Origin of the sequence: Rhizobium lusitanum, assembly GCF_014189535.1 — a bacterium.
GTDB lineage: Bacteria > Pseudomonadota > Alphaproteobacteria > Rhizobiales > Rhizobiaceae > Rhizobium > Rhizobium lusitanum_C.
The window spans coordinates 1524923-1545513 of sequence record NZ_CP050308.1; the positions used below are offsets into that span (position 1 = coordinate 1524923).

The window sequence follows — 20591 nt, forward strand, 5'->3', positions numbered from 1 at the left end:
CCTATTCAATCTCCACGGAAACAAAATTGAGTCCGCTCTCGGTCAAAATCGCGCCTAGGCGGACATCATGCGGCTCAGCCGGTACTGATGCCACTTCCTGGCAGTCGAATGCAATGCCGATCAGGTGCGGATTCAACCCTTTTTGATGCAAACGGTCGATGGCGCGGTCGTAGTGGCCGGCGCCGTAGCCGATGCGATGGCCGGTGCTATCGAAAGCCGAGAGCGGCACCAGCATCACCTCAGGGTCCAGAACCGCAGCCTCAGGCCCCGGCCCCGCCGTACCGAAACCACTGGAGATCAGCGGCGCACCGGGCACGAGTTCGCGAAAGACAATGGTGAGCTTGTCGAGGATGACCGGCACGCAGAGCCGCGCGCCTCGTTCCCGCAACCGCGCCATCAGCGGCCTTATGTCCGCCTCCGACCGGATCGGCAGGAAGCCGGACACGATCGTCCCCGGCTCGACCTCAATCGCGTCGCCAGCATGGGCGAGCATCGCCAGCTCCTTTTCGATACGTTCGTCCGGCGGAATCGCATCGCGCGCCGCCAGGCGCTCGTTGCGATATCGGGCTTTCAGCTCTTTTGGGGTCATCAGGCTTTCGCGGATTGGGACAATGTCGGCAAAACATAATGAGCCGGCGGCCCAATGCAATGCACGAAAGCGACACGATGGATCGTATGATGGTCGACAGGCGTCAAGAAGCCTTGCGCACCACAGACATCCGGCCGTTCCCCTCGATATGCGCCCGAACATTCTCATAGTTCGGCAGCGTCGGGTGTGGTGTCTCGACAGGATGCGAATGCGTCGCCGTAATCACCACAACATCGGCACCGGCGGCTTCACCGGCCTTGATGCCGGCCATGACGTCTTCGAAGACCAGGCAATCGGATGTGCGAAGGCCAAGGCGCTCGGCGCCGAGGATGTAGCACTGCGGATCGGGCTTGCCGACCTTGACGTCTTCGGCAGTCACGATGAAGCGCGGAACCGGAATACCGGCGACGGCAAGCCGGGCATGCGCAAGCCGGAGCGGCGAAGAGGTGACGATTGCCCAGCGGTCAGGCGGCAGCGAAGCCAGGAATTCGATGGCGCCAGGCAACGGCACCACACCCTCCAGATCGGCGATTTCCGCCTCCATGATCAACGCCGACTCCGCGATCGGATCGACGCCGGGGAGATTCAGCTTGCCGATCGTGTCGACACCACGCGCACCATGCATGGTCGGCATGAATTTCTCTACATCCAGCCCCTTGCTGCGCGCCCAATCGCCCCAGACACGTTCGGCGGCCACGATCGAGTTGATGATCGTGCCATCCATGTCGAACAGGAAACCGGAATAGCTTTTATCGAAGACGGAAGACGGTGCGGCGGACAAAATGCAGTCCCTCTCGGTTTGGCGGGATCGGTCAGGGCGAGCCGGGATCGGCTCACGATGTCTTTCTTCCAACTACCGGTAGCGGCGCCAAGAAGCAAATCAATGCTGGCGAGCGGACGCGGAAAACGCCGCTGCGTCGCCTATGGCTGGATAGCCGGTGGAGTATGCGCGGCGGAGCAAGCCACCACGCAATCGTTGCATCACTCGCCGAGCCTGCTCTTCAGGCCGTTGATGATGTGGTTGGCCAGAGCCTGGTAATCGTCGTCGAAATGGTGGCCGCCATCCATGGCAATGACCTCGGCGCCCGTACCAGTCAAGACCGGGCAGGCGACATCTTCGTCATCGTCCTTGCCGTAGATGCACTGCACCATCTTCGGATTGATCGACTTGAGGTCGTTGGTGGGATCGCCGCCCTTGCCTTCGCTTGAAGCGCCAAGCCAGCCCATGACCGAGATCACGTAGTCGACCTTGCGCGACAGCGACAGCAGCGAGATCTGCACGATCTTGTCCTTGTCGGCCTGCTTCAGACGGTTATAGCTCGCCGGCAGCACGTCGGCGCCGAAGGAATAGCCGACCAGCACCACATGCTTCACCTTGAAGCGCTTGGTGTAGTATTGGATCATCCGCCCAAGATCGTCGGCGGTCTGCTGCGGGTCACGCTCCGTCCAGAAATAGTGCAGCGTGTCGACGCCGACGACGGGTATGCCCTGGTCCTGCAGATAGCTGCCGACTTCCTTGTCGATATCGCGCCAGCCGCCATCGCCGGAATAGACGATCGCCAGCGTATCTTCCGTGGGCTTGGTGTCCATGACGTCGACAGGCAGACCGAGCGGGGATTTCTCGCTGTCGATCGTTTTCATCAGATCCGCCAGCCCGGTGCTGAGCGTGGCATAGGCGTCATCATCGTCGGAATCGGTGACCTGAACATCGGGGTGATCCTTCTGGATCTCCTCGACATGGTCGCGTCCGTCCTTGGGAGCATTCGAGGTGAATGTCGCGACGATCGGGTTCGGCAGCGCGCCTTCCTGCAGACCGAAGGACACCATATCGCCATCGCTCTTCTTTTCGGCGGGCGTGCAAAGCTCCTGCTTCAGCGCAATGCCCGAGGTCGGATCGACCGCAAGCGTACCGGCGACGGTGGCATCCGGGGTCTGCGCGGCAATCGTCAACGCCATGGCGCCGCCCGCGCCGACACCGGCGATGATCGGCAGCTGATAGGTGCTGTCGGCAAGAGAGCGCTGCACCTGCTGGCTCAGCGATTCCAGATCCGAGACCATGTAGATGCAGCCGTCATTCTGGCTGACATCGTATTTGTTGAGCGACGCCAGGAAGGACGGATAATCGATGCCGATGACCAGCGTCCCGTTGGCGACGAGCTTGTCGGCGACGCCCTTTTCCTTGTCGCCCCAGCCGGCGACGTCGGAGATCAGAACGACCTCGCTCGTCACCTTGCCCTGCGGGCGAAGGATATGCGGCGGGGAGATCATGCCGAGATCGTATTTGGTAGCGTCCTCGTCCGCCCTTGCCGCGCCGGATGCCAGTAGACCCGCTGTCAGCAGCAATGCGGAAGCCAAGGATGTTGCGTATTTCAAGATCATTTCCTCACGACCCCCTTAAGTCCGCCCCCGATGAGGAATGTGGCATCCATCAACGCGATCATTGGACTGACACCTCCCGAAACAGCCAGATAGCGTGGCTGCCAGTCGGGATGAAACTTGGATTTGAAGGCACGAAGCCCTTTGAAATTGTAATAGCGCTCGCCGTGCTCGAACACGGTTCCCCCGACCCTGTCCCAAACCGGCGCGGATTCCCGTCTCGACATGCCCGATAGCGGCGCCATGCCAAGGTTGAAGCGCTGGAAACCCTGCTCCTTCAGATGCTCAAGGATCTGCACGAACAGAAAATCCATCGATCCCTTCGGGGCATCGGGCGAAAAGCGCATCAGGTCGACAGAGCCCTCCTCCCTGGTCTCCGTCATCAGGATATTAGCGAAAGCGACGATTTTATCATCCTTTTTCAGCACGCCAACCGGTTGCGACGCAACATAGTCAGGATCGAAGGCCCCCAGCGAGAAACCTTTTTCCTTGGCGTTATGATCGGCAAGCCATGATTCCGAAACCTCGGCAAGCTGATCCATGATCTCAGGCACATGCTGCGGCTCGATAACGGCAAATTCTAGTCCGTCGCGCACAGCCCGGCTCGCGGTCTGGCGAAGGTTGGCCCATTTGCCGCCCTTCAGCTCGAAATTGGTGAGGTTGACCACCGCCAGTTCACCGAGCTTGAAAGCGCGCAAACCGGCATCCGCACAATAGGACAGAAGCGCCGGCGATATCTGATAGAACACCGAGCGGCAGCCCGCCGCACGGGCGGTTTCGACGAAGCGCCAGACGAGTTCCGGCAGGGCGTGCTTGGGGCCGATCGGATCGAACAGCGCGATCCACGAGCGGCCCTGCTTGCCGTACATGATGAAGGCATCGCCCTTCTCGGAGAACATGATGCTCTTGTCGCCCATGCGGACCAGATTGGCGTCGGCGATGCCTTGGCTGCGGACGATCTCGACAGCGCGCTCAACGGAATCTTCCGAAACCGGATCCAGTCGCGGCGTCGCCGGCCTCAACAGGCTGAAGATCGCGATCGCCGACGAGACGATGGATATACCCAGCACGGCACGAAGCCCGCGCGGCGCCTCGCCGGTGAATTCGAACTCCCACCAGAGCTGATTGCTGTACTCGACATCGCGATAAACGAAAAACAGGATAACGATGGCGCCGATGCAGATCACCGCGATCGCCGTCAGCCAGCCCCCCGTCAGCGCCTGCTTCATCAACGATGCCGGCCGGGTAAAGAGCTGACGGCTGACGACGAGGCCAAAGATGAGGAAGCCGAGCAACCCGGCCTCGACGATGGCGATGGCCTTCAGCAGCGACAGCAGCAGCGCAAGGACCGCCGAAAAGATCGAGACCCACCAGGCACCGTCGAGACGCTGACCAAGACCGCGGGCGGCAACGATCATCGCCAGCCCGAGAAGGCTGGACAGGAAATGCGCTCCCTCGACGATCGGCAATGCCAGGTAATCACGGAGAAATTCGAGATTTTGGTCCGGCGTCGGCGTCACGCTCGAAAACACCAGCATCATGCCGAGCAACAGCGCGAAGGTCGACAGCAGCTGCGGCATCAGCCGGCCGCCGATACGCCGCATGCTGGAGGCAGCGGGATGATCGACGAAGCGACGCAGTTCGGCCACGGACACAGCCAGGATCGCAATCGCCAGCGGAATGACGTTGTAGATGACGCGATAGAGAACCAGCGAACCGAGAACCGCGTCGGCATTCACCGAGCTGCCGAGCCAGGCGATGATGATCGTCTCGAACACGCCGAAGCCGGCCGGAACGTGGCTCAGTACGCCGAGACCGACGGCGATGGCATAAATGGCGAGGAAGCCCGGCCAGCCGATGGCCGTATCCGGCAGCAGCACATAGAGCACCGAGGCCGAGGCGGCGATATCGAAGGCGGTCACTAGGAACTGTCGCGACCAGGTACGCGAATCCGGCAAGCGAACGGCGATCGGGCCGATCTGCACCTCGCGGCCATTGCGGCCGATGAAGATCACGACGGCGAGCGCTGCGAGAATGGCGCCGGCGATCAGTCGTAGCCACAGGCCGTTGACATTGATCAGCGGGCCGATCTCATCGGCAATGACCAGCAACGCGATGGCGCCGACGGCGGCAAGACCGAGGCCGAAGGCGAGCGTGACGAAGGCGATGACGCGGGTGATGTCGTCAGGCGACAACCCCATCCTCGAATAGGCGCGATAGCGGATGGCGCCGGCGCTCAGCGCACCGAAACCTGCCGTGTTGCCGACCGCATAGGCGCTGAAGGACGTCAGCGCCACATGCGGAAACGGCAGGCGTTTGCCGATATAATCCAGCGCATTCTGGTCGTAGAAGATCAGCGAGGCGAAGCTGAGGCCGGTGAAGAGCAGGGCAAGCAGGATGGACGAGACTTTGGTCGTCTCCAGCGCGTGCACGACATCATCATAGCGGACTTCGTTCGTCAGATCGAAGATCGCATAGGCGGCGATGCCGAAGACGGCAACGGTGAGGATGGCGACGATCAGCGTGCGGTTACTGTTCAGGAACCCGCTTATACCGCCGCGTTCCTTCAGTTCCTCATCGGCTTTTTCCAGATCGATTGGGGTCGACATGCTCTACCTGTTTGAATTGGCTTTCGCCGGTCCCGTTTGCTCGGATGTGCAGTAACGCTAATATTTCATCTTTATGTTGTCGCCTACACTTCTGTCGACGGGGCTCTTTTTCTCGAGAGCTCCCATGTTTCTGAATTCGGGCAATTTTGGCGCAGGCCGCGTTCCTCTAGCAAGGAATCTGTTATTATTAAAAGGAATTTGTCATTCACCCGGAATTTGGGCTTATCCACACCGAAAAGTGAATTGCGGCGCCCACAAGCAGCACAGTCCACTATCAGGACATTACGACGGGGTTATATCCCCTCGACAAATGGCTAAGGCTAAGCGCCGGCGCTGGTCTCTCGCTCAAGCAACTCCCTGAGCTTGTCGCTGGTTCCGTCCTCGTCGAGCGGCGTGTAGACCACCAGCTTCATGTCGGGGCGGTCGATGACGGCAAGTGCCGTATATTCGAAATTCATCAGCCCGCCCAAGGGATGGCGCAAGCGCTTATGGCCGGCCAACGGCCGCAATACATCCTGCCTCGGCCACCAGGCGCGAAATTCCGGGCTTGCCTGCGTCAATGTAGCGATCAGCCGCTCGAAATCGGGATTGCCTGCATAGCGAGCGCTATCGGCGCGGAACATGGCGAGCGAGTTCGCCGCCACGATCTCCCAATCGACCAGGAGCTGGCGATGAGCGGGATCGGTGAAGACGCGATGGACTGTGTTGCGCGCATCGCCCTCAAGCAGGCCGTAATCGCCGAAAAGGGCCACAGCCGCCGAATTCCAGGCAAGCACATCCCAGCGCCGGCCGAGAACATAGGCCGGCTGGCCGGTGAGGCTGGCCAGCATGCGCCGTAGCGCGGCCGGCACATCCTCCGGTCCATCTATCGGGATTTCCGTCGATGGCCGGTCGCTCAAGGTAAAGAGATGCCGTCGCTCGGCCGGATCAAGCAGCAGGGCATCGGCCAGCGCCGACAGCACCTCCACTGAGGCGCGGACGTCCCGCCCCTGCTCCAGCCATGTGTACCATGTGGTGCCGACACCGGCGAGAAGCGCCACTTCTTCACGCCGCAGCCCCGGTGTTCGCCGGCGAAATCCGTCCGGAAGCCCGACGCCTGCCGGCGTCAGCTTCTCCCGGCGGGAGCGCAGGAAAGCCCCGAATTCACGGCGCCGGGCATCTAGAATGGTTTGGTTCTGGCCGATGGTCATGGCTCATCATAGCAGGATGAATACTAGGATAAAGTCAGAACTGTTTGCCGCTTCCGCAAACTGCCAAATATCACTCCAGAGACGAGATAGAGGCGATTGCGATGGACATGAGCAACAAGACGATCCTGATCACCGGCTCGACCGACGGTGTCGGCCGCCGGGTTGCCGAGAGGCTCGCGGCAGCGGGTGGCAAGGTACTGGTGCACGGCCGCGACCGGGCGCGCGCCGAGAGCCTGCTCGCCGGCATTCATGAGGCGGGTGGGAAGGCCGCCTTCTACCCCGCCGATTTTTCATCGCTGGATGAGGTTCGCGCGCTCGCCGACACGATCGAACGCGATTACGGTCGCCTAGACATTCTGATCAACAATGCCGGCATCGGCACGAGCGGCGGCGACGCGGGGCGCGAGGTGAGTCGCGACGGACATGAACTGCGCTTCGCGGTGAATTACCTTGCCGGTTTCCTACTGACGCGCCGCCTGTTGCCGCTATTGAAGGCGAGCAGTCCCGCCCGCATCGTCAACGTTTCCTCGGTCGGCCAGCAGCCTATCGACTTCTCAGATGTCATGCTGACGCGCGGCTATAGCGGCGTGCGGGCATATTGCCAGAGCAAGCTGGCGCAGATCATGTTCACCTTCGATCTCGCCGAAGAACTCGCGAACTCGGGCGTTACCGCCAACTGCCTGCATCCCGCGACCTACATGAACACCACCATGGTTCGCCAGGCCGGCGTCGCGCCGATGAGCACGGTCGACCAGGGTGCCGACGCCATCCTCAATCTGGCCGTCAGTACCGATCTCGAAGGACGCAGCGGCCTTTACTACGACGGACAGCGCCCTTCCCGCGCCAATGCGCAGGCCTATGACAAGACCGCGCGTCAACGCCTGCGCCTGCTCAGTCAGGACCTTATCGGCCTGAGCTGAACCCACGCCGACAATCCCATCGCTATCAACCCAACAAGGAGACAGATCATGTCATCCCAACACGCCGTCATCATCGGCGGCTCGTCCGGCATTGGCCTTGCGACCGCCGCCCACCTTCTCGAAAAGGGCTATCGGGTCACCATCACCGGCCGCGACGCAGCAAAACTGCGCGCGGCGGCGGAAAGCCTCGACGGCGATGTCGCCACCATCACCATGGATGCGGCCGATTTCACCAGCCTTGCCGGATGCTTCGAAACGATCGGCCCGCTCGATCATCTGGTTCTGGCGCTCGGCGGCGGCAACGGTGGTGGTCCCTTCGCTACCGTCGATCTAGCCGATCTCAGGAAGGGCTTCGAGCAAAAGACGATGGCGCATTTCGCCTGCGCTCAGGCTAGCCTCCCCTATCTTTCGAAAGACGGCAGCATCACCTTCGTCTCCGCCGTCTCGGCGCAGGCGGCCATGCCGGGAACGGCGGGGCTGGCCGCCGTCAACGCAGCGATAGCTGCTCTCGCTCCGGTTCTTGCGGCCGAACTCAAGCCGATACGGGTCAATTGCATCTCGCCCGGCGTTGTGGACACGCCCTGGTGGGATTTCCTCGGCGAAGATCAGAAAGCACCGGCCTTTGCGGGCTTTGCCGGACGCACGCCGGTCGGGCGCGTCGGCCGCCCGGAAGAGATCGCGGACGCCATTGGCTTCCTGGTTGGCAATGGTTTCACCAGCGGCCACACCCTGATCTGCGACGGCGGTATCCGCCTCGGCCAATAATCCGTAACACGCCATTGCCGATCATCATCGGCAATGGCCTCTTCATTTGTCTGCGACACCCGCCTGCAAATGCGCCAGGATATCGATCAACTCCGGCGCCATATCCCGGATTTCCTGGAGGTGAATGGCACTAAGTCTGTGCAGGACATCCTCGGATTTTTCCGTCAGTTGCAGCGTCTGGCGGCGCTTGTCGGTTGGATCTGGGTGACGGGTGACATAGCCGGCGTCGATCAGCCGACCGACCAGCTCTGTCGCCGTATGCGGCGCGATTAGCAGGCGTTCCGCCAGCATGCCGATGGTCATTGCCTCGCCATGCGGGTTACCCTTGATCGCCAACAGCGCCTGATGTTGTTGGGGCGGTAACCCCTCCTGATGGGCGGCAGAAGTGCTGAAATCCATGAATTTCCGGAGCGTATAGCGCAGTGTCGCCAGCGCTTCATAATCCGCCTGCGACAGCGTCTCCCCAAAATTCTCCGTCACGCTCATCGTCCCCATAAACACAGTTTGCTTTCTGTCGTTGATTTATATCGCATTACGATATAATTGCCATTGCAACGCAATTTCAGCCGCCTTGCCGCCGCGCTTTAGCACAGAAAGCATTCCATGCAGGATATCAAAGCACATCATCGGCCGACCCATGATTTTTCGGGTGGGGCCTCTCGCAAAGACAATGGGGACTTCACAACGGACAAGCGCGTCCTGGTTCTTGCAGCCATGGCGCTGGTCGTCGGCACCGGCGGCGCCTTGTCCGCCTGGGTGCTGATCAACCTCATCGCGCTCGTCACCAATGCCGTCTGGCTATTCAAGATCAGCGTCGAACCGCTGTCATTGGGCACCGTCGCACGCTCGCCCTGGATGGTGGCCGCCCCCATCATCGGCGGCATCGTCATTGGCCTGATGGCCCGCTTTGGCTCCGAAAAAATCCGTGGCCATGGCATTCCCGAAGCGATCGAGGCGATCCTGATCGGCGGCAGCCGCATGTCGCCCAAGGTGGCGGTCCTAAAACCGCTCTCTTCCGCCATCTCGATCGGCACTGGCGGCCCGTTCGGCGCCGAAGGGCCGATCATCATGACCGGTGGCGCCATCGGGTCCCTCTTCGCGCAATTCTTTCACCTGAGCGCCGCCGAGCGTAAAACCCTGTTGGTCGCGGGTGCCGCCGCCGGCATGACCGCGATTTTCGGCTCTCCCATCGCCGCCGTCATGCTTGCGGTCGAATTGCTGCTGTTCGAATGGAAACCGCGCAGCTTCATTCCGGTGGTGATCGCGTCCTGCGTCTCCATCGCCTGGCGACCCCTCCTGATCGGCAGCGGTCCGCTCTTCCCGGCCCATTTCGATATGCAGATGGGCTGGTGGGGCATCCCGCTCGCCGCCGGCCTCGGCATCATATCCGGCCTGCAATCCGGCCTGCTGACAACGCTGCTCTACCGCATAGAGGACGCCTTCGAGAAACTGCCCATTCATTGGATGTGGTGGCCGGCGCTTGGCGGCCTCGTCGTCGGTCTCGGCGGGCTGATCGAGCCACGCGCACTCGGCGTCGGCTACGACATCATCTCCGACCTGCTGAGCGACCATATCGTGGCAGGCACCGTGCTCTCCATCCTCCTGGTCAAGGCCGGCATCTGGCTCGTGGCCTTGTCATCGGGAACGTCGGGCGGCGTCCTTGCCCCGCTGCTCATCCTTGGCGGTGCGCTCGGCTGGCTTGTCGGTCTCGCCCTGCCTGGCGATCCCGGTTTCTGGGCGCTGCTCGGCATGGCCGCGATGATGGGCGGCACGATGCGCGCGCCGCTGACCGGCACCTTCTTCGCGATCGAACTCACCGGCGACATGCAGGCGCTGGTGCCGCTGCTTGCCGCCACCGTTGCAGCCTATGCCGTCACCGTGTTGCTGTTGAAGCGTTCGATCCTCACCGAAAAGATCGCCCGCCGCGGCCAGCACATCACCCGCGAATATGGCATCGACCCGTTCGAACTGACCCGCGTTGCCGATATCATGATCACCAAGGTGGACACCCTGCCCGCCGCCATGCCGGCCGCAGAGGCATTGGCGCAATTGACCGAAAAGACGGACGCCCATCGTTTCTATCCCGTTGTCGAGACCGACGGTCGTTTGGTAGGCATGATTTCTCGGGCGGACGCGCTGCGCTGGCAGAACGAACCTGACCTCTCCAGCCAGACGCTCTACGACCTGATCTCGGATACCTCCATTCCGGTTGCCCATCCCGAAGACACGGTTGGCCGCGTCGCCGACATCATGATCCAGGCCGATACCGGCCGCGTTCCCGTAATCGACGAACGAACCGGTATCCTGATTGGGCTCATAGCCCGCAAGGACCTGCTGCGCCTGCGCAGCGCCGCCAACCGCTCGGAATTCGAGCGCGACGCATATCTCGGAGCAAAACGTTAAGGGGAGGAGGAGCGGCGTCAGCGGGGCAACAAGAAATCCGCGACGCTGTTTTTCTTTACTCAGTCGGGAGAGAAAAAAGAGCGATCCACGACGACCGATGGATTTTTACGATCCTGGGTGCCTACAAACGTAGGTGGGCGCCATATGTCCAAGCCCACGGGCCTGGCCAGGGACAGCTCCCTTTGGATCGAGTATGGCCCCAGGGATTGTTGTTCCTGTCGGGAAGCGCAGACCGCACCCTCTATATAAAGAGAATTCTCACCTTGTACCAGTGGCTGCGGTGCCCAGTCCGAGAAATAAACGAAAATCTCAGGTCGGCTCGGCGCCCGGACGGGCCGTGAGCTTTTCGGTGATGCCGCGAATGCGGGTCGCAACCTCGTCGATCACGGTCGCAAGCGTCTCCTCGTTGCGGGTATTGGCCGCAACCACGGTGTCACGGTTGCTGCGCAGGGTCTCGAGTTCGGCTTCGAGCGCCGTGATCCGCCGCGTCAGCTCCGAGACTTCGTCCATAATCATGATACCGGCCATCACGGTGACGCGCAGATCGCCAATTTCGCCGAACTGGCTCTTCAAATGTATGACGTAGCGGTCGAAACGGGTGGCGAGATCCGTCAGATGCGCTTCCTGGCCCTCTTCGCAGGCCATCCGGTAGGCCTTGCCGTCGATCGTTACCGTTACCTGCGCCATTCGACTTTCCGATCATTGCCGCTGAACACGACGGCTGTGTCCCGAGGGATCAGCGGTCGAGTACGGCTCTTATGGTTTCCATAGCTGTCACAAGCCGGCGCGACACTTCGCGATTGACTTCTTCGAGCCGGTTCGCTCGAAACTCCGCCTGGTCGAGTTCCTGGGCGAGCCGCGAGCGATCGGTGTGCACCCGGCGAACTTCGCCTTCGACATCGCTTTGCGCACGTTCGCGTTCAAACCGTCCATCGACGGCGCTCTCCAAAGTCGAAAGCGCCTGGCGCAATTGAGTGAGCGCCACATCTACCGTTTTGCCTGAGGGCTCCATGCCTTTCGAGTCTCCGCGCAAGGCCCGAATCAGAATATCCGGCCACTTGTCTGATTTCCCAACAATATTCAACTCAGCAACTGTACGTCAATAAAGGCGGCCATGCGGCAGGTGGCCTAATCTGTGGATGACGGTCACCTTTGCCGCTTACACAGGCTTTGTCTTACCATTGTCGTCTTTTGTCAAAGTCGGCGGGCAAATGTCAAAAAAATGCCAAACCACCCCCGGATCGGCCTGTGGATTTATTGACTTGCGCGCCCTAACTGCTATGTCTCAGCCGCCTGAGGCAGTGCTGAAAGTGGAGTTGGCAAACGCTTCTCCGTTTCGGCCGCCTTTCAACCGGTGACCCTGCTTTTTAAGCGTGTGGCCATCCCTCGAACCCGGAACATTGCGGAAAAACCCATGATCTCTCGCGAACAACACGACCGGATGGCGAATGCGATCCGTTTCCTTGCCATGGATGCTGTCGAGAAGGCCAATTCCGGTCATCCCGGTCTGCCGATGGGGATGGCTGATGTCGCCACGGTTCTCTTTAGCAAATATCTGCGTTTCGATCCGAAGAACCCGCGCTGGCCTGACCGCGACCGCTTCGTTCTGTCGGCCGGCCACGGCTCCATGCTGCTTTATTCGGTTCTGTATCTGACCGGCTACCCGGACATGACGGTCGAGGAATTGACACGCTTCCGTCAGCTCGGCTCCAAGACCGCCGGCCATCCTGAATATGGTCACGCCACAGGCATCGAAACCACCACCGGCCCTCTCGGCCAGGGCATTGCCAATGCCGTCGGCATGGCGATCGCCGAGCGCAAGCTGCGTGAGGAATTCGGCTCCGATCTGCAGGAACACCACACCTATGCCATGTGTGGCGACGGCTGCCTGATGGAAGGTATCAGCCATGAAGCCATCGCGCTCGCCGGCCACCTGAAGCTCAACAAGCTCATCCTGTTCTGGGACAACAACTCGATCACCATCGACGGTGCTGTTTCGCTCTCGGATTCGACCGACCAGGTTGCCCGCTTCAAGGCCGTTCACTGGAACACGATCGAAGTCGACGGCCACGACCAGGCTGCGATCGCTGCCGCCATCGAAGCCGCTCATAAGTCCGACCGCCCGACGATGATCGCCTGCAAGACGATCATCGGCTTCGGCGCCCCGAACAAGCAGGGCACCCACAAGGTCCACGGCTCGCCGCTCGGCGCCGAGGAAATCGCCGCAACCCGCGTTGCGCTGAACTGGCCCTATGAGCCCTTCGTCATTCCGAACGACGTTCTTGCTGATTGGCGCACAGCTGGCGAACGCTCGGTTGGCACGCGCGAAGCCTGGGAAGGCCGCCTTGCCGCTACGGAAGCAGGCAAGAAGGGTGAATTCATTCGTCGCTTCGCCGGCGAACTGCCTGTTGGATTCGACGCCGCCATCAGCGACTACAAGAAGAAGCTTGCCGAGACCAAGCCGACGCTTGCAACCCGCAAGGCATCGGAAGACGCGCTCGAAATCATCAACGGCTTCATTCCGGAAACGATCGGCGGCTCCGCCGACCTGACGCCGTCGAACAACACCAAGACCAGCCAGATGAAGTCGATCACCCCGACCGATTTCTCCGGCCGTTACATGCACTGGGGCATTCGCGAGCATGGCATGGCAGCAGCCATGAACGGCATCACGCTGCATGGCGGCCTGATCCCCTATTCCGGCGGCTTCATGATCTTCTCGGATTATTGCCGTCCGCCGCTGCGTCTGGCTGCCCTGATGGGTATCCGCGCCATCCACGTTCTGACGCATGATTCGATCGGCGTTGGTGAAGACGGCCCGACCCATCAGCCGGTCGAACAAGTCGCCAGCCTGCGCGCCATTCCGAACTTCATGCTGTTCCGTCCGGCTGATGCTACCGAGACGGCGGAATGCTGGCAGATCGCGATCAAGACGGCCAATCGTCCGTCGGGCCTCGCGCTCACCCGCCAGAACCTGCTCGCCGCGCGTACCGAATACAGCGAGAAGAACCTCTGCGAACTCGGCGCCTACACGCTGGCCGGCAATGCCGATGCCAAGGTGACTATCTTCGCTTCGGGTTCCGAAGTCGAACTCGCCGTTGCCGCCCGCACGGAACTTGAAGGCAAGGGCATTTCCACCCGCGTCGTTTCCGTTCCCTGCACGGAGCTGTTCTTCGAGCAGCCGGACGCCTACCGCAAGGAAGTGCTCGGCACCTCGCCGGTCAAGATCGCCGTCGAAGCCGGTGTTCGCGAAGGCTGGGACGCATTCGTCGGTCCGGAAGGCGCCTTCATCGGCATGAAGAGCTTCGGCGCTTCTGCACCGTACAAGGACGTCTACAACCATTTCGGCATCACCAAGGAAGCGGTTGTCGCCGCTGCCGAGGCAAAGCTTTCCTGAGGGCGCTGACAAGCGCTCTCATTTCCACTAGATAACCGCCCTGAGTAAACGGGAGTGAATTGAATGACTGTAAAAGTTGCCATCAACGGTTTCGGCCGCATCGGCCGTAACGTTCTGCGCGCCATCGTCGAATCCGGCCGTACCGACATCGAAGTCGTTGCCATCAACGACCTCGGCCCGGTCGAGACCAATGCCCACCTTCTGCGCTACGACTCGATCCATGGCCGCTTCCCGGCCGAAGTGAAGGTCGAAGGCGACACGATCATCGTTGGCGGCGGCAAGCCGATCAAGGTCACGGCGATCAAGGATCCGGCGACCCTGCCGCATGCCGCACTCGGCGTCGACATCGCGATGGAATGCACCGGCATCTTCACGTCTCGTGACAAGGCTGCCGCACACCTGACGGCCGGCGCCAAGCGCGTCATCATTTCGGCTCCTGCTGACGGCGCCGACCTGACTGTCGTTTTCGGCGTCAACCACGACCAGCTCACCAAGGAGCACCTGGTCATCTCCAATGCGTCCTGCACCACGAACTGCCTGGTGCCGGTCGTTAAGGTTCTCGACGACGCCGTCGGTATCGACCATGGCTTCATGACGACCATCCACTCCTACACCGGCGACCAGCCGACGCTCGACACCATGCACAAGGACCTGTATCGCGCCCGCGCCGCAGCCCTGTCCATGATTCCGACCTCGACGGGCGCCGCAAAGGCCGTTGGTCTCGTTCTGCCGCACCTGAAGGGCAAGCTCGACGGCACGTCGATCCGCGTTCCGACCCCGAACGTCTCGGTTGTCGACTTCAAGTTCGTGGCCAAGAAGGCAACGACGGTCGGAGAAATCAACGAAGCCATCAAGGCTGCATCAAACGGCAAGCTGAAGGGCATCCTTGGCTACACCGACGAGCCGCTGGTTTCCCGCGACTTCAACCATGACAGCCACTCGTCGATCTTCGCGACCGACCAGACCAAGGTCATGGAAGGCAACTTCGTGCGTATCCTCACCTGGTACGACAACGAATGGGGCTTCTCCAGCCGCATGTCCGACACGGCCGTCGCGTTTGCCAAGCTGATCTGATCATGGCCTTCCGCCCTCTCCTTCCGACGACAGTTCGCTGGCGTCCGCTGGAAGGAGACGGGCTGGAGCATCTGACGATCGCTCCCATCAATACTGCCACCGGCGCGGCCATTCGCGCCTGTGGCACCATTATCGGCGGCCGTGGCGGCTCGCCCTACGGCGTCTTCTACCGCATCGACTGCACAGCCGACTGGACCGTCCTCTCTTTCTCGGTCGAAACCACTGACGGCCGACGCCTCGCCCTTTTCTCGGACGGCAAGGGCCATTGGCAAACCGAAGACGGTCTTGCCCTGCCGCAATTCGACGGCTGCGTCGACATCGATCTCTATGGTTCCCCCTTCACCAACAGCCTGCCGATCCGGCGGCTAGAGCCGCTTCCAGAAGACGGGACAGTGAAGCTCTCGATGCTCTATATCCCCTTCGACAGCTTGGAGCCCGTGCGCGACGGCCAGCGCTACACCTGCATCACCCCGGAAAAGCTCTATCGCTACGCCGCCGAAGACAGGGTTTTCACCGTCGACCTACCCGTCGATGCGGACGGCCTGGTGATCGACTATCCGATCTATTTCAAGCGCGTAGACCTTTGAGGCTCTGCGGATATCGCAGCCCGTGGCGCATGGCCCGCATTATTCCTCCAATCCGCCCAAATCTTTCCCCTTCCTGCCCTGCTATGGTCCAGATTTACCTATAAATTTTTGATAGGAATTCTCCCCAGGCATTCCGGAATCGATTCGTCGTTCTGGCGAAGCGCATCACACCATGAAGTCGCAGTTATCGGAGCGGGTTTCGATCCTGACGCCCTCCCCGACAATATTTGTTTTACTAATTTCAAACTGCGCGACACCATGCTGAATGGTGGGGGGAGAATAACGATCGATCCGGGCTTTCAGCCCGAGCAGCGGCATGCGGGAAAGGGGAAGACCGAGTGGAGGCATTTTACGTCATCGTGCTGGTGTGCACGGTTCTGATCCTGATCGCGGCCTTCTCGAGCCTGCTTGCTTTCCGTTTCGGCGCGCCGTTACTGCTGCTCTTCCTGCTCATCGGCCTGCTGGCCGGCACGGATGGCCTCGGCATCGAATTCTCCAACAATTATCTTGCCTATATTCTCGGCTCCCTCGCCCTTGCCGTCATCCTCTTCGATTCGGGATATGGCACGTCGATCCAGGCCTTCAAACTCGCGGCCGTGCCGGCCTTGACCATAGCGTCCCTCGGCGTCCTCGTGACGGCGGCGCTGTTCGGTCTTGCGGCCACCTGGCTTCTCGGTTTCACCTGGCTGCAAGGCTTGCTTCTTGGCTCGATCGTCGCCTCGACGGATGCGGCAGCCGTCTTCTTCCTGCTGCGCATCGGCGGCATCAACATCCGTGACAAGGTGCGCTCCACGCTGGAGGTCGAATCCGGCACCAACGACCCGATGGCGATCTTCCTGACGCTGGCGCTCGTCGAAGTGCTGGCAAACGGCGAAGGCTATCACGGCATCAATCTTACCATGCTTGCCACCTTCATCCAGCAGATGGGCCTCGGCGTCATTCTCGGCATGCTCGGCGGCATGATGATCGTGCTGATCGTCAGCCGGCTGGAGACCGACCGCGGCCTGACCCCGATCTTCGTGCTGGCACTCGCCCTCCTCGTCTTCTCCTTCACCGGTGCTGTCGGCGGCAGCGGCTTCCTCGCGGTCTATGTCGCCGGCATCTATGCCGGCAATCGCAAGATGCCGGCCTCGGCCTCGATCAAGCGCTTCCAGGACGGCATGACGTGGCTGGCGCAGATCATCATGTTCCTCGTTCTCGGCCTGCTCGCCACGCCGTCGCAATTTCCGGCAATCGCCATTCCCGCCGTGGCGCTGGCCCTCTTCCTGATCTTCGTCGCCCGCCCGATCGCCGTCTGGCTCTGCCTGCTGCCCTTCGACTATACGCAGCGGGAGACCGGCTTCGTCGCCTGGGTTGGCCTGCGCGGCGCCGTCTCCATCCTGCTCGCCATCATGCCGATCCTCGGCAACCTCGAAGCCGGCCAAACCTATTTCAACGTCGCCTTCATCGTCGTGCTGGTGTCGCTGCTGCTCCAAGGCTGGACGATCAAGCCAATGGCGCGCCGGCTCGGCCTGATCGTGCCGCCGCGCATGGGAGCCGTCGACAAGGTCGAGGTCGACCTACCGGGCGCGGCCAATCATGAGCTGCTCTCCTACCGCGTCGTCAAGGACAGCCCGGTCCTGCGCGGCGAGCGCATTCCGCGCTGGGCCATGCCGTCGCTCGTCGTGCGCGACGGCAAATCGATGCGCTATCAATATGCCGGCCGCCTGAGGGAAAACGATCTCGTCTATCTCTTTGTCACCCCGAGTTATTCACGCCTCCTCGACCGTCTCTTTGCCAGCCGCGCGCCGGTCGATCCAGAAGACACCGATTTCTTCGGCGCCTTCTCGATCTCGCCGTTGCGACCGGCCGCCGACCTCGACGCAGCCTATGGGCCGGGGCTTCTGAGCGAGCAGGAAAAGGGGCTGACGATCGCCGAATTCATGCGCCAGCGCCTCGGTGGCAAAGCCGACTATGCCGACCGCGTCCGCCTCGGCCAGATCATCCTGATCGTCCGCGATCTCGACGAAAACGATCATATCCAGTCCGTCGGCATGTCGCTGGAGGCACTGGAACCGGCAACCGCCCTGCCGATTTTCGTCAATCTGCACGATATCCTGGACGGCATTCGCGGCTACCTGCGAAAGCGCCGGGAACGCGTCACAGGGGCTGGCAAAAACGACGCCTGACCGCCTTGCGTCTCCTATCATCCGTAGTATGGTCGGCGCACTTCACGGTACCAACAATATTGGATTCCTCCCTATGGCAGCCTTCAAAACACTCGACAATCTCACCGACATCACCGGCAAGCGCGTGCTCGTGCGCGTCGACCTCAATGTGCCGGTCAAGGACGGCAAGGTCACCGACGCGACCCGTATCGAGCGCGTCGCCCCGACGATCCTCGAATTGTCCGGCAAGGGCGCCAAGGTCATCCTGCTCGCCCATTTCGGCCGCCCGAAGGATGGCCCGTCGCCGGATCTGTCGCTGTCCCTGATCATCCCGGCGGTTGAGGAAGTGCTCGATCACGCTGTTCTGTTTGCCTCCGATTGCATCGGCACGCCGGCAACTGAGGCCGTTGCCAAGATGGGCAACGGCGACATCCTGCTGCTCGAGAACACCCGCTTCCACAAGGAAGAGGAAAAGAACGACGCGGCCTTCACCAAGGCGCTGGCCGCCAATGGCGATCTCTACGTCAACGACGCCTTTTCGGCCGCCCACCGCGCCCACGCCTCGACCGAGGGTCTTGCCCACCTCCTGCCCGCCTATGCCGGCCGTACCATGCAGGGTGAACTCACGGCACTGGAAAAGGGCCTCGGCAATCCGGTCCGCCCGGTCGTCGCCATCGTCGGCGGCGCCAAGGTCTCTTCCAAGATCGATCTCCTGAAGAACCTGGTGCATAAGGTCGATGCGCTGGTGATCGGCGGCGGCATGGCCAACACCTTCCTCGCCGCCAACGGCATTGATGTCGGCAAGTCGCTCTGCGAGCATGATCTCGCCGAAACCGCCAGAGAGATCATCGCGGAAGCCAAGGCCTCGAATTGCCAGATCGTCTTGCCGACGGACGGAGTCGTCGCTCGTGAGTTCAAGGCAGGTGCCGCCAACGAAGTGGTCGCGATCGATGCCATTCCGGCCGACGCCATGGTGCTCGATATCGGCCCGAAGTCTGTCGAAGCCGTGAAGAAAATCATCGAGGGGTCGACGACACTGGTCTGGAACGGCCCGCTCGGCGCCTTCGAAATCACCCCCTTCGACACCGCCACCGTAGCGGCCGCCCAATATGCGGCCGAACGCACCAAAGCCGGCAAGCTGACCTCCGTTGCCGGCGGCGGCGATACCGTCTCCGCGCTGAACCATGCCGGCGTTGCCGACGATTTCACCTATGTTTCGACGGCGGGCGGCGCCTTCCTCGAATGGATGGAAGGCAAGGTTCTGCCGGGCGTGGCCGTTCTTCAGGCCGCAAAGTAAGCAGCAGCATTTGACGATAAGAAGAGCCGCGAAAGCCAAAACTTTCGCGGCTTTCCACAAGATGGTAGGATCACCACACAAACTTTCAAACGTTTGAAATCAATTCAATCGTTTCAATAGCTTAGCTGAGCATTTCCCTCCTTATATACTTCTGTTATCGCCGACCTATATTGATCTCGTCGCCGACAGAAAACGCCTTGGAGAACGAAAAATGAGCGAAAGACTTGAAGACATTGCCGTAAAGATGGTTGCCGATGGCAAGGGCCTCTTGGCGGCTGACGAATCCACCGCCACGAACAAGAAGCGCTTCGACACCATCGCTCTCGTTTCTACCGAGGAGAGCCGCCGCGACTATCGCGAAATGCTCTTCCGCTCCGACGATGCGATGAAGAAATACATCTCCGGCGTCATTCTCTATGAGGAAACCCTCTTCCAGAAGGCTGCCAACGGCACGCCCTTCGTCGACATCATCAGGACCGCCGGCGGTATTCCCGGCATCAAGGTCGATACCGGCGCCAAGCCGCTGGCCGGCTTCCCGGGCGAAACCGTCACCGAGGGCCTCGATGGTCTCGCCGACCGCCTGGCGAAATATTATGACGCCGGCGCCCGCTTCGCCAAGTGGCGCGGCGTGATCTCCATTTCCGATACGCTGCCGACCTACGGCGCGATCAAGGCCAACGCCCACGCGCTCGCCCGCTACGCCGCCCTTTGCCAGCAGGCGAAGATCGTGCCGATCGTCGAGCCGGAAGTGCTGATGGATGGCGTTCCGGGCACGCATGATCTCGACCGCAGCGAGGAAGTTACCCGCCGGACGCTGCAGATCGTCTTCCAGGAACTCGCCGACGCCCGCGTCAGCCTCGAAGGCATGATCCTGAAGCCAAGTATGGTCATCGATGGCAAAAAGCTGCGCAAGGCATCGGTCGAGCAGGTTGCCGAACGCACCGTCAAGGTGCTGAAGGAAACCGTTCCTTCCGCCGTTCCGGGCATCGCCTTCCTCTCCGGCGGTCAGACGTCGGAAGAAGCAACCGCGCATCTCTCCGCCATCAATGGCTACGACCTGCCCTGGGACGTCACCTTCTCCTACGGCCGCGCCCTGCAGGACGCAGCGCTGAAGGCATGGGATGGCAAGCCCGAAAACGTCGCCGCCGGCCAGCGCGCCTTCACCCACCGCGCCGAGATGAACTACCTCGCCGCCAAGGGCAGCTGGACCAAGAACAGCGAAAAGGCTGCTTGATTT

General features: G+C 61.3%; 17 protein-coding genes and 1 other RNA gene. 9 read left to right on the forward strand and 9 right to left on the reverse strand.

The genetic code is table 11. The features are described 5' to 3' along the window. Position 1: 1 nt before the first annotated feature. From HB780_RS21125 to HB780_RS21145, 5 genes are all read right to left on the reverse strand, one after another. The gene (locus HB780_RS21125; protein WP_183696099.1) at positions 2-589 is read right to left on the reverse strand and encodes a 5-formyltetrahydrofolate cyclo-ligase; all 588 of its coding nucleotides are present in this window, start codon (positions 587-589) and stop codon (positions 2-4) included. A gap of 103 nt (positions 590-692) precedes the next feature. Continuing rightward, complete coding sequence (locus tag HB780_RS21130; protein WP_183697327.1) at positions 693-1313, reverse strand: HAD-IA family hydrolase; 621 nt, start codon at positions 1311-1313, stop codon at positions 693-695. Positions 1314-1570: 257 nt separating this feature from the next. Continuing rightward, positions 1571-2968, reverse strand: coding sequence for a virulence factor (locus HB780_RS21135; protein WP_183696102.1), 1398 nt, complete (start codon positions 2966-2968; stop codon positions 1571-1573). Further along, positions 2965-5574, reverse strand: coding sequence for a bifunctional lysylphosphatidylglycerol flippase/synthetase MprF (mprF, locus tag HB780_RS21140; protein WP_183696105.1), 2610 nt, complete (start codon positions 5572-5574; stop codon positions 2965-2967). The genes HB780_RS21135 and mprF overlap by 4 nt, the downstream gene beginning before the upstream one ends. A 320-nt stretch (positions 5575-5894) precedes the next feature. Then, a complete protein-coding gene (locus tag HB780_RS21145; protein WP_183696108.1) occupies positions 5895-6764 on the reverse strand; it encodes a helix-turn-helix transcriptional regulator in 870 nt (289 codons plus the stop codon). Positions 6765-6865: 101 nt separating this feature from the next. Here HB780_RS21145 and HB780_RS21150 point away from each other — a divergent pair, with 101 nt between their 5' ends. Both HB780_RS21150 and HB780_RS21155 read left to right on the forward strand, forming a co-directional pair. Continuing rightward, positions 6866-7684 carry an SDR family NAD(P)-dependent oxidoreductase gene (locus HB780_RS21150; protein WP_183696111.1) on the forward strand — a complete coding sequence of 273 codons (819 nt, stop codon included), beginning with the start codon at positions 6866-6868 and terminating at the stop codon, positions 7682-7684. A gap of 48 nt (positions 7685-7732) precedes the next feature. After that, positions 7733-8449 carry an SDR family oxidoreductase gene (locus tag HB780_RS21155; RefSeq protein ID WP_183696114.1) on the forward strand — a complete coding sequence of 239 codons (717 nt, stop codon included), beginning with the start codon at positions 7733-7735 and terminating at the stop codon, positions 8447-8449. Positions 8450-8491: 42 nt separating this feature from the next. Here the strand turns inward: HB780_RS21155 and HB780_RS21160 are convergent, their stop codons facing one another. After that, the gene (locus HB780_RS21160; RefSeq protein ID WP_286203179.1) at positions 8492-8848 is read right to left on the reverse strand and encodes a MarR family winged helix-turn-helix transcriptional regulator; all 357 of its coding nucleotides are present in this window, start codon (positions 8846-8848) and stop codon (positions 8492-8494) included. A gap of 204 nt (positions 8849-9052) precedes the next feature. On the opposite strand from HB780_RS21160, the gene HB780_RS21165 reads away from it, so the two are divergent. Further along, a complete protein-coding gene (locus tag HB780_RS21165) occupies positions 9053-10852 on the forward strand; it encodes a chloride channel protein (protein WP_183696117.1) in 1800 nt (599 codons plus the stop codon). A 78-nt stretch (positions 10853-10930) separates the two neighbouring features. Here HB780_RS21165 and ssrS read toward each other — a convergent pair. The 3 genes from ssrS to HB780_RS21180 all read right to left on the reverse strand — a co-directional run bounded on the left by ssrS (position 10931) and on the right by HB780_RS21180 (position 11864). Continuing rightward, positions 10931-11089: non-coding RNA, 6S RNA (gene ssrS, locus HB780_RS21170), on the reverse strand. A gap of 72 nt (positions 11090-11161) precedes the next feature. Then, the gene (locus HB780_RS21175; RefSeq protein WP_183696120.1) at positions 11162-11539 is read right to left on the reverse strand and encodes a cell division protein ZapA; all 378 of its coding nucleotides are present in this window, start codon (positions 11537-11539) and stop codon (positions 11162-11164) included. Positions 11540-11588: 49 nt separating this feature from the next. Next, positions 11589-11864, reverse strand: coding sequence for a DUF4164 domain-containing protein (locus tag HB780_RS21180; protein WP_183696123.1), 276 nt, complete (start codon positions 11862-11864; stop codon positions 11589-11591). A gap of 402 nt (positions 11865-12266) precedes the next feature. Between HB780_RS21180 and tkt the strand changes: the two genes are divergently transcribed. From tkt to HB780_RS21210, 6 genes are all read left to right on the forward strand, one after another. Beyond that, positions 12267-14249 (forward strand): transketolase, encoded by a 1983-nt coding sequence (tkt, locus tag HB780_RS21185; protein WP_183696126.1) that lies wholly within the window; start codon positions 12267-12269, stop codon positions 14247-14249. Between the two features lie 63 nt (positions 14250-14312). Continuing rightward, positions 14313-15323 carry a type I glyceraldehyde-3-phosphate dehydrogenase gene (gene gap / locus HB780_RS21190; RefSeq protein WP_183696129.1) on the forward strand — a complete coding sequence of 337 codons (1011 nt, stop codon included), beginning with the start codon at positions 14313-14315 and terminating at the stop codon, positions 15321-15323. A gap of 2 nt (positions 15324-15325) precedes the next feature. Beyond that, a complete protein-coding gene (locus tag HB780_RS21195) occupies positions 15326-15910 on the forward strand; it encodes a putative glycolipid-binding domain-containing protein (RefSeq protein ID WP_183696132.1) in 585 nt (194 codons plus the stop codon). Positions 15911-16248: 338 nt separating this feature from the next. Further along, on the forward strand, positions 16249-18078 hold the full coding sequence (locus tag HB780_RS21200; protein ID WP_183696134.1) for a potassium/proton antiporter: 1830 nt from the start codon (positions 16249-16251) through the stop codon (positions 18076-18078). A 16-nt stretch (positions 18079-18094) separates the two neighbouring features. Beyond that, complete coding sequence (locus HB780_RS21205) at positions 18095-19354, forward strand: phosphoglycerate kinase (RefSeq protein ID WP_435693923.1); 1260 nt, start codon at positions 18095-18097, stop codon at positions 19352-19354. Between the two features lie 211 nt (positions 19355-19565). Further along, complete coding sequence (locus HB780_RS21210) at positions 19566-20588, forward strand: class I fructose-bisphosphate aldolase (RefSeq protein WP_183696140.1); 1023 nt, start codon at positions 19566-19568, stop codon at positions 20586-20588. Positions 20589-20591 lie beyond the last annotated feature (3 nt).

Bases quoted from the DNA above. Each gene is read 5' to 3' on its own strand.
- HB780_RS21125 (WP_183696099.1), bottom strand. From the start codon at position 589: ATGACCCCAAAAGAGCTGAAAGCCCGATATCGCAACGAGCGCCTGGCG.
- HB780_RS21130 (WP_183697327.1), bottom strand. From the start codon at position 1,313: ATGGATGGCACGATCATCAACTCGATCGTGGCCGCCGAACGTGTCTGG.
- HB780_RS21135 (WP_183696102.1), bottom strand. From the start codon at position 2,968: ATGATCTTGAAATACGCAACATCCTTGGCTTCCGCATTGCTGCTGACA.
- mprF (WP_183696105.1), bottom strand. From the start codon at position 5,574: ATGTCGACCCCAATCGATCTGGAAAAAGCCGATGAGGAACTGAAGGAA.
- HB780_RS21145 (WP_183696108.1), bottom strand. From the start codon at position 6,764: ATGACCATCGGCCAGAACCAAACCATTCTAGATGCCCGGCGCCGTGAA.
- HB780_RS21150 (WP_183696111.1), top strand. From the start codon at position 6,866: ATGGACATGAGCAACAAGACGATCCTGATCACCGGCTCGACCGACGGT.
- HB780_RS21155 (WP_183696114.1), top strand. From the start codon at position 7,733: ATGTCATCCCAACACGCCGTCATCATCGGCGGCTCGTCCGGCATTGGC.
- HB780_RS21160 (WP_286203179.1), bottom strand. From the start codon at position 8,848: ATGGATTTCAGCACTTCTGCCGCCCATCAGGAGGGGTTACCGCCCCAA.
- HB780_RS21165 (WP_183696117.1), top strand. From the start codon at position 9,053: ATGCAGGATATCAAAGCACATCATCGGCCGACCCATGATTTTTCGGGT.
- HB780_RS21175 (WP_183696120.1), bottom strand. From the start codon at position 11,539: ATGGCGCAGGTAACGGTAACGATCGACGGCAAGGCCTACCGGATGGCC.
- HB780_RS21180 (WP_183696123.1), bottom strand. From the start codon at position 11,864: ATGGAGCCCTCAGGCAAAACGGTAGATGTGGCGCTCACTCAATTGCGC.
- tkt (WP_183696126.1), top strand. From the start codon at position 12,267: ATGATCTCTCGCGAACAACACGACCGGATGGCGAATGCGATCCGTTTC.
- gap (WP_183696129.1), top strand. From the start codon at position 14,313: ATGACTGTAAAAGTTGCCATCAACGGTTTCGGCCGCATCGGCCGTAAC.
- HB780_RS21195 (WP_183696132.1), top strand. From the start codon at position 15,326: ATGGCCTTCCGCCCTCTCCTTCCGACGACAGTTCGCTGGCGTCCGCTG.
- HB780_RS21210 (WP_183696140.1), top strand. From the start codon at position 19,566: ATGAGCGAAAGACTTGAAGACATTGCCGTAAAGATGGTTGCCGATGGC.